The sequence below is a fragment of the Sulfolobus islandicus Y.N.15.51 genome, assembly GCF_000022485.1.
GTDB classification, from domain to species: Archaea; Thermoproteota; Thermoprotei_A; order Sulfolobales; family Sulfolobaceae; genus Saccharolobus; species Saccharolobus islandicus.
Genome location: NC_012623.1, coordinates 1,960,791 through 1,976,862, shown reverse-complemented (window position 1 = coordinate 1,976,862; position 16,072 = coordinate 1,960,791). Strand labels below are relative to the sequence as shown.

14 protein-coding genes and 3 pseudogenes are annotated in these 16,072 nt (G+C 36.7%); 8 read left to right on the top strand and 9 right to left on the bottom strand.

Annotated elements, in window-relative coordinates; genetic code table 11:
* Window positions 1–230: 230 nt before the first annotated feature.
* Together YN1551_RS10765 and YN1551_RS10760 are read left to right on the top strand one after the other, a co-directional pair.
* Window positions 231–872 carry an IS607 family transposase gene (locus tag YN1551_RS10765; RefSeq protein ID WP_012717793.1) on the top strand — a complete coding sequence of 214 codons (642 nt, stop codon included), beginning with the start codon at window positions 231–233 and terminating at the stop codon, window positions 870–872.
* The gene (locus tag YN1551_RS10760; protein ID WP_012717792.1) at window positions 856–2,073 is read left to right on the top strand and encodes an RNA-guided endonuclease InsQ/TnpB family protein; all 1,218 of its coding nucleotides are present in this window, start codon (window positions 856–858) and stop codon (window positions 2,071–2,073) included. The genes YN1551_RS10765 and YN1551_RS10760 overlap by 17 nt, the downstream gene beginning before the upstream one ends.
* Before the next feature lie 417 nt (window positions 2,074–2,490).
* Here the strand turns inward: YN1551_RS10760 and YN1551_RS10755 are convergent, their stop codons facing one another.
* Window positions 2,491–2,697 carry a hypothetical protein gene (locus YN1551_RS10755; protein ID WP_012715654.1) on the bottom strand — a complete coding sequence of 69 codons (207 nt, stop codon included), beginning with the start codon at window positions 2,695–2,697 and terminating at the stop codon, window positions 2,491–2,493.
* A 156-nt stretch (window positions 2,698–2,853) separates the two neighbouring features.
* On the opposite strand from YN1551_RS10755, the pseudogene YN1551_RS17265 reads away from it, so the two are divergent.
* Window positions 2,854–3,230: pseudogene (locus tag YN1551_RS17265) on the top strand (IS1/IS1595 family N-terminal zinc-binding domain-containing protein); the annotation flags it as partial.
* Here YN1551_RS17265 and YN1551_RS10745 read toward each other — a convergent pair.
* From YN1551_RS10745 to YN1551_RS16065, 3 genes and pseudogenes are all read right to left on the bottom strand, one after another.
* A complete protein-coding gene (locus YN1551_RS10745) occupies window positions 3,221–4,504 on the bottom strand; it encodes an ATP-binding protein (RefSeq protein ID WP_012717791.1) in 1,284 nt (427 codons plus the stop codon). The pseudogene YN1551_RS17265 and the gene YN1551_RS10745 overlap by 10 nt on opposite strands.
* A gap of 300 nt (window positions 4,505–4,804) precedes the next feature.
* Window positions 4,805–5,133: pseudogene (locus tag YN1551_RS10740) on the bottom strand (IS1 family transposase); the annotation flags it as partial.
* An 11-nt stretch (window positions 5,134–5,144) separates the two neighbouring features.
* Window positions 5,145–5,683 (bottom strand): annotated as a pseudogene (locus YN1551_RS16065) (IS630 family transposase); the annotation flags it as partial.
* A 251-nt stretch (window positions 5,684–5,934) separates the two neighbouring features.
* On the opposite strand from YN1551_RS16065, the gene YN1551_RS10730 reads away from it, so the two are divergent.
* The 5 genes from YN1551_RS10730 to YN1551_RS10710 all read left to right on the top strand — a co-directional run bounded on the left by YN1551_RS10730 (window position 5,935) and on the right by YN1551_RS10710 (window position 9,568).
* A complete protein-coding gene (locus YN1551_RS10730) occupies window positions 5,935–7,119 on the top strand; it encodes a radical SAM/SPASM domain-containing protein (protein ID WP_012713497.1) in 1,185 nt (394 codons plus the stop codon).
* Complete coding sequence (locus YN1551_RS10725; protein WP_012717790.1) at window positions 7,119–7,805, top strand: MBL fold metallo-hydrolase; 687 nt, start codon at window positions 7,119–7,121, stop codon at window positions 7,803–7,805. Before YN1551_RS10730 ends, YN1551_RS10725 begins: the two co-directional genes overlap by 1 nt.
* A gap of 421 nt (window positions 7,806–8,226) precedes the next feature.
* Window positions 8,227–8,784 carry a hypothetical protein gene (locus YN1551_RS10720; RefSeq protein ID WP_012710661.1) on the top strand — a complete coding sequence of 186 codons (558 nt, stop codon included), beginning with the start codon at window positions 8,227–8,229 and terminating at the stop codon, window positions 8,782–8,784.
* A complete protein-coding gene (locus YN1551_RS10715) occupies window positions 8,768–9,151 on the top strand; it encodes a hypothetical protein (protein ID WP_012713500.1) in 384 nt (127 codons plus the stop codon). Before YN1551_RS10720 ends, YN1551_RS10715 begins: the two co-directional genes overlap by 17 nt.
* A 30-nt stretch (window positions 9,152–9,181) precedes the next feature.
* The gene (locus YN1551_RS10710; RefSeq protein ID WP_012713501.1) at window positions 9,182–9,568 is read left to right on the top strand and encodes a cupin domain-containing protein; all 387 of its coding nucleotides are present in this window, start codon (window positions 9,182–9,184) and stop codon (window positions 9,566–9,568) included.
* A 314-nt stretch (window positions 9,569–9,882) separates the two neighbouring features.
* Here YN1551_RS10710 and YN1551_RS10705 read toward each other — a convergent pair whose 3' ends face one another.
* The 5 genes from YN1551_RS10705 to YN1551_RS10685 all read right to left on the bottom strand — a co-directional run bounded on the left by YN1551_RS10705 (window position 9,883) and on the right by YN1551_RS10685 (window position 16,068).
* Window positions 9,883–12,003: a nitric-oxide reductase large subunit gene (locus YN1551_RS10705; RefSeq protein WP_012715649.1), complete on the bottom strand. Its 2,121-nt coding sequence runs from the start codon at window positions 12,001–12,003 to the stop codon at window positions 9,883–9,885.
* Window positions 12,004–12,176: 173 nt separating this feature from the next.
* Window positions 12,177–12,719 carry a TorD/DmsD family molecular chaperone gene (locus YN1551_RS10700; protein WP_012715648.1) on the bottom strand — a complete coding sequence of 181 codons (543 nt, stop codon included), beginning with the start codon at window positions 12,717–12,719 and terminating at the stop codon, window positions 12,177–12,179.
* A complete protein-coding gene (locus YN1551_RS10695; RefSeq protein ID WP_012715647.1) occupies window positions 12,716–14,083 on the bottom strand; it encodes a 4Fe-4S dicluster domain-containing protein in 1,368 nt (455 codons plus the stop codon). Before YN1551_RS10695 ends, YN1551_RS10700 begins: the two co-directional genes overlap by 4 nt.
* Before the next feature lie 6 nt (window positions 14,084–14,089).
* Window positions 14,090–15,385, bottom strand: a complete 1,296-nt coding sequence (gene nrfD / locus YN1551_RS10690; RefSeq protein WP_010923479.1) for an NrfD/PsrC family molybdoenzyme membrane anchor subunit — start codon at window positions 15,383–15,385, stop codon at window positions 14,090–14,092.
* Window positions 15,382–16,068 carry a 4Fe-4S dicluster domain-containing protein gene (locus tag YN1551_RS10685; protein WP_010923480.1) on the bottom strand — a complete coding sequence of 229 codons (687 nt, stop codon included), beginning with the start codon at window positions 16,066–16,068 and terminating at the stop codon, window positions 15,382–15,384. Before YN1551_RS10685 ends, nrfD begins: the two co-directional genes overlap by 4 nt.
* Between the last annotated feature and the right edge of the window lie 4 nt (window positions 16,069–16,072).

The following is a 16,072-nucleotide window of genomic DNA, read 5'->3' as shown; positions in this document are numbered from 1 at the left end:
CGATATATCTTTTATTCTATGATATATCTTTATGAACAGAAGAACGCTTATCTATGCAGTTATAATAGTTATTATAACTTTCTCATTAAGGGCTTCAAATAATATGATAATTACGACTTTACCGCTCATTGCAAAGTACTATTTCCACTTTTCCAGCATTTTAATCGGGGCTGAATTCTTTCTCACGTTAATAGAAATCTTTTTATATTTATTTATTATCAACCAATTTTGTGGAGAGACTACTGAGACCTAAGGAGGCTTGCCAACTACTCAGCATCTCATACTCAACACTCCTACGGTGGATTAGAGAAGGAAAAATAAAGGTGGTAACGACTGAAGGAGGGAAGTATAGGATACCTTACAGCGAGATAAAGAAGTACTTAGAAAGGAGGGAAGAGACGAGGGCTGTAATTTACGCAAGAGTTTCGTCAGCAGACCAGAGAGAAGACTTGGAAAGACAAATAAACTACCTAACAAATTACGCAACGGCAAAAGGTTACAAGGTAGTTGAAGTACTGAAAGATATAGCTAGCGGGTTAAACACACAAAGAAAAGGATTACTTAAGTTATTCAAACTTGTTGAGGGGAGGAGTGTCGACATCGTATTAATAACATACAAAGACAGACTTACAAGATTTGGATTTGAGTACATTGAAGAGTTCTTCTCAACCATGGGAGTTAAGATTGAAGTAGTTTTTGGTGAGGAGCCCAAAGATGACGCACAAGAGCTAGTTGAGGACTTAATTTCCGTCGTTACATCATTCGCAGGGAAAATTTACGGAATGAGGAGTCACAAGAAAACACTCCTAGTTCAAGGTGTAAAAAAGTTAATAGGTGAGTTGAGTGGAGAGGACAGTGAAGTTAAGGGTTAGGGTTGACTATTCTACATACTCAGCACTTAAGGAGGTCGAGAAGGAGTACAGAGAGGTTCTAGAGGAGGCAATAAATTATGGACTGTCAAACAAAACTACCTCCTTCACCAGGATTAAAGCTGGAGTTTACAAGACTGAGAGGGAGAAGCATAAGGACTTACCCTCCCATTATATTTACACCGCTTGTGAGGATGCAAGCGAGAGATTAGAGAGTTTTGAGAAGTTGAAGAAGAGAGGTAAAAGTTACACTGAGAAACCGTCAGTGAGGAGAGTTACTATTCACCTCGACGATCATCTGTGGAAGTTCAACCTTGATAGGATTTCAATTTCCACAAAGAGGAGTAGGGTTTTCATTTCACCAACCTTCCCTAAGATCTTCTGGAGATATTATAATAAGGGTTGGTTGATTGCGAGTGAGGCCAGGTTTAGGCTGATGAAGGGGAATGTTGTAGAGTTCTACGTCATTTTTAAGAGAGATGTTAAACCTTATGAGCCTAAAGCGTTTATTCCCGTCGACCTTAACGAGAATTCGGTCTCGGTGCTCATCAATAGTAAACCCTTATTGCTTGAGACTAACACTAAGAAAATTACTCTGGGCTATGAGTATAGGAGGAAGGCAATAACTACTGGTAAGTCAACTAAGGATAGGGAAGTGAGGAGGAAGTTAAAGATGCTGAGGGAGAGGGATAAGAAAGTAGACATTAGGAGGAAATTAGCTAAGCTGATCGTTAAAGAGGCTTTTGAAAGTAGGAGTGTCATAGTTTTAGAGGACTTGCCCAAGAGGGCTCCAGAGCATATGGTTAAGGATATTAAGGATAAACAGCTTAGGTTGAGGATTTATAGATCTGCATTTTCCTCAATGAAGAATGCTATTATTGAGAAGGCTAGGGAGTTTGGTGTCCCCGTGGTCTTAGTTAACCCATCTTATACTTCCACTGTTTGCCCAGTTCATGGAACTAAGATCGTTTACCAACCCGATGGGGGCGATGCCCCAAGGGTTGGTGTTTGTGAGAAGGGGAAGGAAAAGTGGCATAGGGATGTAGTTGCACTGTACAACTTAGCGAGGAGAGCTGGAGATGTGAGCCCCGTGCCGTTGGGCTCAAAGGAGTCCCATGACCCACCTACAGTAAGTGAGTGGTTGAGGGCTAAGTCCCTACACTCGATCATGATTGAAGATAAAATGAGTGAAATGAAAGTGTAGGGACAAACGGTGGGTAAATCCCACTAGCTATGAAGTTGTGAGGATGAAGGCGATAAACCCAAACTGTGAGCTACCCTAAGGGAAATCTCACTTTTAGGGCGGTGATGAGGTCGGAGACGACGACTTAAGTCTAAAGCTTTACGCGAGTGTGGTGTTCTATATAGGACAACAATTTTGTTAGTGCAGTATAAATCATTTAAAGTATAAATTTAGTTTCAATTATCGTAAGATTTATCTATTAATAAAGTGACAGTATTGTAAGTTTAACCCAATATAAAAATTTTATTGTTACTCAGAGAGTTTAAAAGAAAAGATTTTAAGTAAATTTTAGCTAAATTCCAAATTAAGAAAATTACTTGTCTGAATTACGAAGTATAAGAGATTAACTTATATGTAGAAAAGAGATGAAGATTTCATTTAACTTTTTATCATAAGATAAACTACTTTTTTAAAGAATAAACCTATTCTTTGTACATATTTCCATTCGTTAGGGTATTCAAGACAATATCTTAGATCCTCCGGTAGTCTCTCTATCGGTATCTCATATATTGGAGGGTCGAAGATCTCCTCTAGCTTCTTCTTAACATTCTGAAGGTCTTCCTTTTGCTTAAGTGTTAAGCTCATACAACACCACTAATATATAAATAGTATTTCTAATTTTTAAATCTTATGGCTTAATGTTTATATTAGACATGAAATGTTTAAACCTAAATCTGAATAATTCGGTGTAAAGATAGTGTAGCAATTAAGCTATTTATATTTTTATAACGAGTATTACTTATGGGTAGGAAGGCTGTAGTTAGGCAAGACGTTTCTTGCCCCTCTTGTGGTTCTCATCATGTAGTTAAGTGTAGTAGGCAGAGGTATTTGTGTAGGGATTGTGGTAGGTACTTCTTGGGTGATGCTACTTACCATTCTAAGAAGTTGAGGGAGGAGGCTTTAAAGATGTTAATGGCATGAGGGCCATATCCAAGGTGCTTAATGTACCTCTAGTTACTGTGTTCACTTGGATTAAGCGTTATAGTGGGCAGAAGTACGAGAAGCTTGTTAAGTTGTGGGGGAAGACTAAAGGCTTAGTTAAGGGTAGTGTTGTTACTAAGGTTGTGGATGAGATGTGGACTTATCTGTACAAGAATACTAGGGTTTTTTACAAGTGGGAAATACTAGTCAACTCATAAAATAACTTATCAGAGGAGATTAAATAGAGGAAAATTGAGACTGGCAAAGTTAATTGCTCATCACTTTTCTTAAACTCATCAATAGTTAAAACGTAATCAACGTTATTATATCTCTTCTTTTCTTTCTCTCTCCTCCACTTAACCTCAACTTTTACATTACCTACAGAGAAGTCAACCTCCTTACCGCTCTTAAAATGTAAATAACCAACCTCTTTGTATTCCCTTGCCAAATGCTCGCCGACAATTCCCTCAACGATCAAAGGTATCTCGATATCATCAATGTCTTTGCCAACACTATAAATCTTCATTACCCTAAAGAAGAAGGGGTCAATAAAATACACCTTCTTCAAACTCCTATAATTAGTCTTTCCCCCTCCCTCTATCTTCCTAAAAGTCCTTATAATGAACAACTTCTCTAAAACGTCTATGTAATCGCCAATAGTAGTGTGAGAAACGTTAACGTCTTTGGCAATAGTGTTTTCAGAAATCCTACTACCATAGCTCTCAATTATTTTCCTAATAATTACCTTAAACATGCTCTCCTTTCTCTCAGTCTTTAAAAACTCTGAAAGTATTGCGTCCTTATAAGCCTCGTAAAGCGATAATGGGTTTTCGGAAAATGAAGTTGCGAAGAAACCCCCTCGCCTAATGTATTCCAATAAAGCCTTGTTTAACTCTGAAATATATGGTAAAAGCTTCAAAGCGTTTTCGTAAAGTTCATCCTTCTCGTCAACTTTCACGTGATCTTGTATTAATTTTTTATAAAAAGTGTTGAAATAAACTCTAAAATTCAAGGGGTAAAACACGTACTTCTTTATGGGTCTCCCCGGTAGCATCTCTTTCCTCAAATTTATAGAGGAAGAACCAGTGACGTAAATCAATGAGTCATTAAAGTAACCAGCATTGAACAAGTGTAGCAAAGCTGTATTCCAATCGCTCACTGAAGTTATTTCATCTAAAAATATGTATGCACTTTTCTCCCTATTGACTAACGTTCTGTACTCGTTAACTAAACTTATTAACTCCTCCTTCTTGGAAAACGCGTCACAAGAGAAGAAGAAAATTGACCTAGGGTCTTCTCTCTCAAGCAAGGTCTTTATGGTAGTTTTCAGGAAAGTCGTTTTTCCCACCTGCCTAGGTCCTAATATCAAAGCACTCTCATCGATTGGTGGTACTATAACCTTAGCCCTTTTCACGTGTTCATCTTCAAGTATCCTATTCTTATCAACCCACCAAGGGTTTTGAAAGCTCATCTGTGAAATGTATGACACAATAATAGTTGGTGTCAAGATTTAAATAAATTTTGCTAATATGCTGTCAGCTTTTCCGGAAAAGTTGGCAGAAAAAACAAGATTTAAGGAAAATCAAATGTTTTACTCTTTAACAGTAGCCCTCTCAATTGCCTTCCTTATGTCCTCTAATTCAATGCCGTAAAACCTAACACCACTTGAAAAACTCTTGGAACAAGTGAGGAAAATATCCTCGAAGACGCTGAAGGAGAGAAGGAAATAAACGTTTCAATAGACTGGACGAGTGTGGAGATAATGTAATTATTAAGCTACAAATTCTAGGATTAACCTCTTTTCCCATAAGACTAGGGCTATGGAGTACATCATGGTACTAATGCTCCCATTTACTGCCTTTGTAGCCCTCTTGAACCTAACCAGCCTTTCCCTCAATGAAGAGTACAGTGACTCGTTAGGGTTAACCGGTGAGATAACCGTGTACCTTTCAACCAGAAGTACAAGTTATAATCATCACTCACCCACCTACCCTCCTCCAACAAATACTTTTTGACTCCACGGAAAGTACTCTCATTCCTATCCCCCACAGAGTAAATGAGATAAACTCCCAACTTCGTGTACACATAACAGGTAAAAATTCGGAAAGTTCTTAGACCTCAATTTTATCTAATCCTAAGTACGTTATTGCATTAAGATTAAACATATACTTATTTTTCCTCAAAGAACTGTTCAATACAATTTACAACCTCATCTATCGAGCGAAACTTTATTACTCATGTATACCTTGAAGGGCTTGAAGACTGCCTCGGCCATATTAAGCTCAAGCGAATAAGGAGGAGTAAATATGGGATAAATACCCTTCCTACTACAAACCTCAAGCGCACCCTTGGTTTTATGAGGAGAATAATTATCCATAACCATGTAAACCCTTCCATTACCTATACGCCTCTTAAAGTACCTCAAGAATTACTTCAAAGACTCAGAATTGGTCCTCCTAAGAATACCAACAACCACTTCACCAGTCCACGCGTTTATAGTGAGAAAAACGTGAAGTGAAGAAAAACCCATATTAACGTGCATTACTGGCTTACTACCAATCTTGGCCAAAACCTTCCTAATTGACGTGCTAATGACTATCCTACTCTCGTCTAGAAAGAACAGCGCCTCTCCTTCCAATTCCTTTATTTTTAAAAGCCCTTTTCCCATATTATTGTCGAATATTCTAGATTTTTAAATGGTTCTTCATAATACCGCCTAAATACTGTTAATTGCGCAAATGGCCCTCTTTTAAATATTAAGTTTAAATGTAATTAATCATATGTAGCCTTACGGGTGGAAAAATGGAGGCAACTCTTCAAGCAAAAAAGGTAGTTGTAATAGAGAGGAAATATGGTAGATGTGGTTACTCTCCAAGCTGGGGAGACTGAGGGCAAATAGTCATGGCCCTCTCCAAGTTTAATCTTTTTATTGGAGATGTCCTCTTCAATACCCTCACTGGATACGCAATTAAGCTCAATTTATGGGAAATTGAAAAGTTAAGGAAAGGGATTGTACCAGAACATTTAAAGGATATAATAGAGGAAGGCTTTTCAGCTGCAGATGAGGATTTAGATGAGGAAATTGATAAATTTTTAAGAAAACCCGTTCTAGAACCCACTCTTGTGTTAACTTATAACTGCAACTTCGATTGTATTTACTGTTTCCAGAAAGGGTTTAGGAAAAACGTTTCAGTATCAGATAAGGTTATAAGAGGTTTCGTAAACTATATTAGGAAAAACGAGAGAGGTAGGAAGGTAAGGATAACCTACTTTGGTGGAGAACCACTCCTACAGCTTAGGAAAATAGAGGAGATATCGAGAGAATTATCTGACTTAAAATACTCGTTCAGTGTAGTGACTAACGGTTCTCTTTTAACTAGAAAAATAGCTGAAAGACTAATTCCACTAGGGTTGACTTATGCACAAATAACGTTAGACGGACCAAAAGAAGTTCACGATAAGAGGAGGTTCTTTGTTAGAGGTAAGGGTTCATTCGATGTAATAGTGAAGAATCTAAAGGAGGTACAAGATTTGATAAAAGTAGTATTGAGGATAAACATTGATGTAAAGAACTTGACCGAAATAGAGGAGCTATTGGACGAGTTGAAGAGGGAAGGGATAAATAAAGTGAGATTAGACCCTCATTTGGTTCATTCAAACATGTTCAGAAATGAGTGGTGGGATTTCACAATATCCAGCAAGGCTGAAGGAGATGTTTTAGTGAAATTCTGGGAGACTGCGAGAAAATATGGATTTGAAGTTCCTCATGACGTATTTAGACTAGGTTTTTGTGTAGCCTATTCAAATGAAGATATTGTAGTTGATCCAGAGGGAAATATTTACCCTTGTTGGGCTTTCACCGGTAATCCGCTTTACGTTAAGGGTAAATTGGAAGAGGATGGGAGTGTTAAAGTAACGAACAAGTCGTTATGGTGGAAGGTTAAAATTGAGGATAAGTGTAAATCGTGTCCATATCTACCTTTGTGTATGGGTGGTTGTAAATTTTTGAGTAACATTAATGGGGACGATTGTAAGAGGGAAGCGTACGAAAAGGTTGTTAGATTAATACGTTTGGTGATGGATTAATGGTTAAAATCGGTAAGGTTAGGATAATGGAGTTGTTAGAGCCTGAATTTTTCGATACGATACTTAATCACAATATATCCGTTATAGAGAATGGTCCTTGTGGGGGATTAATGATTGTTGATACTGGTTTACCGGGATACCTTGATCAGATTGAGTTCTATCTTAAGACATGGGGATATTCGCTAGAAGATATTTCGGATATCGTAATAACACATTGGCATCACGATCATGCCGGCAACGCTATGGCAATAAAGAGAATAAGTGATGCTAAAATATATGCCCATGTAGATGAGTTAGAAAATTTGGAAAATCCTCCAAAATATAACATAATTTATAGTGATGAGTTGGGCGTTTCGTTTTCAATCTTTAAGAAGACCATGGAGAGGATTAACAATTTGCATTATGAATCAGTTAAGGTTGATGTTGCATTAAAAGGCGGTGAGGAGTTGGGAGGGTTTAAGGTTACACATGTACCGGGGCATACAAAGGGGCATATTGCCTTATTTGATGGTAAGTATTTGATAGTTGGTGATGCTATTAGGAATGTTAGAAATACGTTATCACCACCCCTTAGAATATTCTCTTGGAATTACGACTTTGCAGTGAACTCGTTTAATTATTTAGTATCCCTTCCCTATACTGTATTGATACCATATCACGGGGATATCACAATTAAGAATTTATAATATATATTTTTCCCGTTGCTATCCTATAGTAGTAATAATAGTAAGAAAAAGAAGATTAGCACAATTTTGTTTATAGGATTCTTGAATAGCCAATTTCTCATTTATATGCTGGGTTATCCTAGGTTTATCCTTGATGCTATGCATTATTCAAAATAATTAATTAATCTTTATACTTTTCACTAGAAATTTAATCCTTGATTTATGATATAGTTTATGAGTTTCGAGAAAAATAATTTACAACTGAAAGTTTACCCTTGCCTTTAACGTTTAGTTCATAAATACATATTGGAATTAAGAAAATTTTAACTTTTTTATCTAATTAAAATTGGGCAAGAACGACTTTCTTTAACAGTGTTAATTAACGTTTTGAGAAAGTTAATATGGTTAAATTTTTATCGTAAAAAGAAGAATAGTATCGTATATGTGTCTCCTTGTGATCAATAATGTTGCAAGGCCAATAATTTCAGATGACGTTATATTACTTAGGGATGACAGTTTCAGCAAGGTAAAAGATTACTTAAGGGTTTTAAGCAGTGATAGGAGGGATGGGGAGATCAGTAAGAGTTATTTTTACTTTATCGTAGATAGGCTAAGGAGAATGGGGTTACTAATTGACAATGCAATTGGTTTTAAGGCAGTACTTCCCTTTACGGTAAATAATAAAGGGATAAATTTGAAGGAGGGGATAATGTATATCACTAATGATAGACATTTGATATATTTCAACTATTACGATGCTACATATCAGTGTGATAGGTGTTCTATTACAACTTTTTCATGTGTTCCATCATTGAAGAAAATTGCTCATGAGTTAGACATTAAAATAAGGAGTGATATTCCCAACATCGCTTGGTATGAGTTGTTAGAGGACATTCAATACTATCTTCTCGAGTCCTCTATATTTTTAAGAGTAAAGACGACTGAAATTGGAAAGTCGTCTGAGGTGATTAAAGTTGGCGAATATGCGAGAGATCTATAAATATTCAATTTTTAGTATCATCATAATGTTTTTGGCATTCTCATTTGGGCTAGTTAGGGCAATGTATGATACTGTTCAAGACACTTTGTCAACTAGTATCTTGATACTTCACATTATCTTTGCTGGAATCACTGGAGGTTTTGGAATTTACCTTTATATGTTAGCTAACAAGACTGGTTTATTATTCCCCAAATTCATTGGTTTAGGCAATTTGGTATCCATTGGAATAGCTGGATTTGGTGGTTTGAGTTACTTGTTAACAGACTACGAGTGGCTCACAAAAGTAATGCTTTACGGGTTTGAGTTTTCCTTAGCTTTAACCTCAATGCTTGTAGGTTACTTATATTGTTTTATGAGACATCGTTAGATTTTTTAATTACAATCTTTATTTTTACCTATGGTTGATTATTTTGTTTCAAATATCAAGGAAGTAAAAATGGATAGGGTGCTAGTCAATGGTTCTAAAAACGCGTTCATTCAATGGTTAGTTACTAAAGAAAATGATTCTAACTACGCTGTAAGAAAATTCACCCTATTGAGGGATGGAATTATACCAATGCATATCCACAAGTACCAGGAGACTGTTGTTGTAACTAAGGGGAAATGTAAGGTTTGTGTGAGCGATAAAGTTTATGAGTTAAAGGAGGGTGACTACATTTTTATAAACTCTAACGTGAAACACGCAATTATTAATGAGAGTGATCAATTGGAGTTCTTCTGTATAATTGATTATCCAGATGATATGAGCATAATCACGTTAAATGAGGATTGCAATAAGAAGTAGAGAGTTAATTTGAGTCAAAGCACGTCTTTATCAAGTTTTATCCCTTCTTACTTCTAAAACCTTTCAGTTAACATAAATTCCTTTACAACCTAAGGTGGAAAGAATGTCTGACTACTTAACATCATTAATGAACTTCTCAGAGCAGTTAATAGTAGAAGCTTTTTCAAAAACAAATAATAGATAAACCGCATTTGACGATATTCATTGGAAAAACGTACATCTTAGAGATTTAACTGGGAAAAGCGACCTTATGAAAGGTGATAACTCAAAACATGAACTAAAAGAGTTTTTTTAAAAAAAAAGTAATTTGCCTTTTATATTTTGATCTTGTAAGATTTAATTACACCCTTGAGCGTGTAAATTATAATTACGGCAGCAGCGAAACCCGCAACTACATCACCAATCATTCTAAGCCACACTATTAAATCTGGAATAGATAGTAGATAGAATAGTGTACCTTTAGCCGCCCAATAACCTACCCTTAAAACTGTAGCTAGTTGAACAGCCCCTAATGCCCATAAGTCTATTCCTTGCATTATGAAACCGATAGCGTAAATCAGTATCATAATTCTCAATGTCTTTAGCTCGTTTTCTTTAATCCCACCGGACAAATACAATGCAGCAATCCACATTAGAATTGCAGTTAAACCCCATACTAGTGGGAATGCTAAATGCGCGTGAGCCATGGTAAATTGTAGCCCATGGACGTAATAGTTTATCATTGGAGCGTTTAATATTGAAGCCCCACCAATAATCGCTCCTACAAATGCCCCTCCAATAGCTGAGATTAAGATGGTAGTTACTAACGTCTTTTGAAATTCGGTCTTAATTTCACCTCTTCTCCCTAGCAAAATTGCGTAATAAGTTAAGAAGAGAATAGGGATAACCTCTAATATGGATGCTGATGCTCCCAAGTACATCCAGAATAACGGTTCACCTCCAAAATAATAATGATGTGCAGTACCTATCATCCCAGAGAGTATTTCGCTAACGGAATCTATACTCGCTGCCATCGTAGCTAGACTTGGTGGTATTAAATTGTTGACAACTAGAAGTATTAATACTACTGGTATTACTATAGAGGGCCAGAATCCCTCAACGAACGAATGTATCATAATCCATAAGAAGAACTGGTCTTCGGTGAAGTTAGGCCATGGAGCAATTATTGGTAATGATCCAAAGATTGCACCTATTCCAGATCCCAAGAGACCTATTGCAGTAATCCTCGTTAGTGGTCTTAAAGGTTCCGCGGTTGACTTCGAAGCTTTGAAGAATAATGAGGAGGCTAAGAAGAATATTAGAGCAACTAGGAGCAACCAGAAGGTACCTTGATCAACGTCATTTGGCTTTCCTTGAGCACCGAAAATAAACCAATAGGGTGATGGGATTAACTGATTATAGGAGAACAATATTCCTAGAAGTAGACCCACTCCGGCAAATAGCGTTAAACCTAAAATTGCAAATGAAAGCTTTCTGGATAAGGGAACACCCAGATATGGTAACGCAAAGATTGAAAAGGCAACCCATGTAAGTGCTATCCACACTACTGCCATATTTAAGTGCAAGGCCCTAGTAACGTTAAAAGGTAGGAAGTTTATTAAACCTAATATTCCCTCTGGGTCTACGTAATAATGCATAGCCAAATATCCTAACAAACCTTGTACACCCGCGAGGACTGAGGCGAAGAATATTCCTATCAAGCCTATCCTTTGTGATGCAGATGGTGGAGGAAGGGTGACAGATATTCTAGGATCTCTCCAATGATCAAGTATTTTTAGACTAACGTAGCTCACCATTGAAACTAAGACCGCTAAAAAGACGATTACCATTATCCACGTTGATAGGCTAACGTTTACGGATGGTTGAGTTTGTTGAGGCATGTAAGGGAAACCATTAGTATAGCCTAGGAGAGAAATCATAGCACCCCATAAAATAAATGCAGTTATATTTCTCAAATCGTTTGGACTCACAAAGTTAGGCTTAAGTCCATAGTTGGAGGAATTGTTGTACAAAATATTGTAAAGCTCATTGTAAAGCGTGTTGTAAGCTTTTACGTAATCGTTGGACACTATCCATTTACTTGTCTCTGAATCAGTTATGGAGGAGTAAGCTAGACCATCTACCTTTATCGTAGGTGGATCTGCAGTTTGATTTATAACTTTCAAGGCTAGAGCAGTAAAATCAGTTCCGTAATAACCTCCGAATCCCCAAAAGCTACCGTAATCGAATAATCCATATTTCTGCATTAATACCTTTCCGCTTATAACTTCACCTCCCGTAAATAATACAGTACCGTTTTCGGTCTCAACTACTGATGGAACTGGAGGTAAATGCGTTAACGTATAACCAGCTAATGTAATGTAAACTACGTATACAAGGACTGTCGCGACTAATACTAAGTTTGACCAAACGTCGCCCCTAATTCTTTTGACCATATTTTACTCCTCAAAGATAATAAAATGAAATTTCTTGATATATCCTAAACCCCTAATAGCTTAGGCGTACTAAGAAATAAAGTGCAATATCGTTTAAATAGGATTTTTTAAATCTTGCAAAAAGGTAAATAATCAAAGATAAAAATTTATTATATATTTAAAAGAAAATAGAACTATCTATTGACTACAAAGATAGTTTGTATTGCGTAATCTAAGAATTGCTCAAGCGCTATGCCTAACAGTTTTGTATACTCCCCTTTACTGTTTGCTAGAATATCCTCAATTAATTTGGGAACCCAGCTTACTATATGTTCTTTTATAAACTTTTTAGCTTCGTCTTCTTGTTCTACGAACAAGAGAAATGATACGAATTCCAATTCCGTAGATATGTGATCAGCTAGTTGTTTCTTTGGATAAATACCATATTTGATGTACTCTTCTAATACTCTTTGTGCTGAAATGCCATACACAGTTCTCTCCCTATACCACGATTCGTAAGGTGGGCACTTAACGTGTTTGTAATCATTTATAAAACATGAAGTGAATTCCGTAGCTACCTTATCATAGTTAGTTTCTGTCAATTGAATTATTTGCTTTAATGTATTGTAATATGACTTATCCTTTATCTCCTCCATAAGCCCTTTAACGTCTTTAATATATCTCGGGCTCAGAAATAAAAAGGAAAAGATCTTGAAATCCGTAGAGAGAGACTTCATCTTAGATCACCTCTAGGTTTAAATCTTGCATTAAATGAAAATTGTTTCTGAAACGCGTACTCTGCCCTATGCTTAGGGCATCTCTCCAACCATTCATCTTCACAAGAAGCCCCCTTTTCAATCATTATTTTCTTAACATGATTAAGACTTTTCCTCGAACCTATTGGTGCTCCACAAACTCTGCATCTCACTAATTCATCGCCCACTAATTTCCTTACCTCTTTGTTAACGCTTTTACTCTTTTCCACCTTAATAACCTTAGTAAGAGATGCTATATTTGGAGGAATCTCACTTGTTTTACCTTCTTCTAATTTGCACGATTCTGGGCAAACATTGACACACACATTACAGCCTATACATCTCTTGGGATCAAAGTTTATTTCTTCCACTCCACTATTCCTTCTGAGCTTTAGTGCTGATGTGGGGCACCAATTAACGCAGCTTTCGCATAAAGTACATCTGTTATTATCAATACTCACATCAAATAATATGTATGGCAATTCATCACTTATGTTCCTTCTAGCCTCAGCCCTATTGTAAAATGACTGTGGAGTAGTATTTACTTCCTTTGTTTCTTTTGCCTCAATTTTTTCAGATGGGGAATAAAAGCTGATTCCTCCTATTCTCTCGTTATATTCCTTGATCACTTCAATGAAATGCTTTAGATTATCTTGAAATTCACACCCTGGACATTCAAAGGTTAAATTCCCACTGCTTTTCAATAATACTATATCTACCTCCGATAGCATTGCTAAACAAGGTATCTTGACTCCTCTATTTTTAGTATTTTTATAGCATGTAATCCTCTTTTCCCCTTTTACCTTTGCTAATTCAAAAATCGAATTTTGAGAAAGTGATGGAAATTGTATAGCACTAACTGGGCATGAAGCTACGCATAGACCACAAGATGTACATTTTATGTAATCAATATTTACTCCAGTTTTCTTATCAACTTTAATAGCGTTGTAAGGACATGAAAACTCACATACATTACATGCCTTATATAAGCCATTACAATATTCGCTAAGGTAAATTGGCTTGTCAACCTTTTTAGCCTTTTTTACTTCTCCGCGTAAAAGACTTCGTCTATCAATGGATTTTATCTCTTCAACTGGAGCTATATCTGCTAGCCAAGCGTTTTCTAGAACTACTTTGTTGTATTCTACCTCTTCCTTACTACTATCCTTGCCAACTATTCTTACCAGCAAGGGGTTTAGCTCTAGATCTTCTGAAATTTTTTCCCTATCAATTCCATCTCCTATAACGACTAAGGCTTTGGTATTAATGTTTTCCTTTTTCAACTCAGATGAGGGCAAAACATCTACTCGGTATTTAATAAGGGGTGAATAAAAAAGGGATGTCATATGACTTCACTTGAATATAAGGTGTCTTGGCTTTTCATCTTCTTCTAATGGTAATAGTATTACGCCCAATGTGTAAATCCCAAGTAATAGTAGTACTGAGCCAATGAAAAACACTATATCGTAGAACGATATATTAAATGGCAGGTGCGTCCACGATGGACCGTTATTAAAAATGCTGCGCAATTCGTAAACCCAGTTGGAATTTGATGGAGATATTGGTGAGACTGAATAATACCACGTTATTGATTGAGGTATGATATCAGCAATCGTAATTATCGAGAACATTCCAAGTAATGTGAATATCGAAGATGTTACTAACATATGGCTACTTCCCCTCTTATATACAAGCCCGTAAAGGATTATTGGAATTATCACACCAACTAGTACTCCACCTATTAGAAAGACTACACTATATGGCCCAGAAATCATAAGCTCTGCCCAAGCTGAAGTTTGCTGATTCGTTGCTGTTAACCATAACCACCACAGTAGTGAAAAACCTACTGCTATCGTAGCTAATACACCGTCTCTTCCTAGTATTTTATACATTTCATGTATACTCAAACTATTTGGATCTTCTTTAACTTTTCTAAATCTATTATATAACGGAGTCATAAATGATAACATCGCAATACCGGAATAGAATGATAATATGACGAATAACATTGACATGAATGGACCGAACTCGTAGACCCATGTTGATAAGTAGCCGAATACTGAGCCTAAGTTCGCATCCAGTATTAACTCCATTAGTATTGCATAGCCAACTATTAATATCAATACTGATTTAGATGATAGCCAAGCCAAGAGTCTACTAATAGGGTCCTTATATTCCCTTCTCTTCTCCCCTATTAATGCTAGTATTTCTAGAATTATACCAATACCCACAAGTGCGTACAATAAACCGTTCCAAGCTATTCTTGAGGTATCTCTAAAGCTCGTGTAAATATAGACAGCTTCTCCAGGCTTATAAGTTGATGCAAAGACCATAATCCAGCCCGGTATTAGTACAGTTAGTGCTATCCACTCGTTTCTTAATGAGATATTCTTAAACGGATTCTTTTCTGGATGATTCTTATTAAACAGTTCATATAGTGAATTGTAAGTGCTAACGCCAGTACCTATAACTCCGAAAAACATATAGCCAATTACTAAAAGTCCCCAAGGTATTGGCTCGTCATTAGGCTCAGTAAATGTCACTAGGCCATTAGCCCATGACATGGGATTAAAGCTCATACCGTAAAGTAATATCCCTCCTCCAATTATTATGAATATTATAGTCCAAGCTAATAGGAATTTATTCATGAGTTACCACCTCCTCCCCTACCCAACTGCCTATTAAACACGTAAAAAACTTTAGGTTGAACGTTTAATTCCGGATTCAACACTACTGCTTGCCCAGTATTAACTAATATACTAACCTCACTATTAGGATCATCAAGACACCCAAATACTCTGGCATGACCCGGACAAGTTCTTACACATGCAGGAGTATAAGTGCCTTCTGGGGCTGTACCGTAGCAGAAAGTACATTTATCTACGTGAGGAACCACGTGAATTGAATTCAATCCAAAATACTCCTTGGACTTCTCAATATCCTCGTAAGTGTAGAAGTATCTAGCACCATATGGACATGCCTCAACACAGTAAAGACATCCCATACATTTATACTCGTCAACCACTACAATACCTCCAGCAACAATTTGGGTAGCGCCAGTTGGACATACATAATAACATGGCGGGTTTTCACATTGCATACACAATCTAGGTACGAAGACTCTCTGAGTGTTGGGATATTCTCCTAATTCTAGATCTTCAACATGAGTTCTAAATAGACCTCGCCAGAATGGCGTTTGATTCTCTATTGTACACGCAGCAACACAAGCATCACAGCCTAGACATTGGTCTACCTTAACCACGAATCCCCAGTGTTTACAAGGTTGAGTATTCCCAAATTGTATATATGGGTTTGAAACTTGTGTGGACATGAGG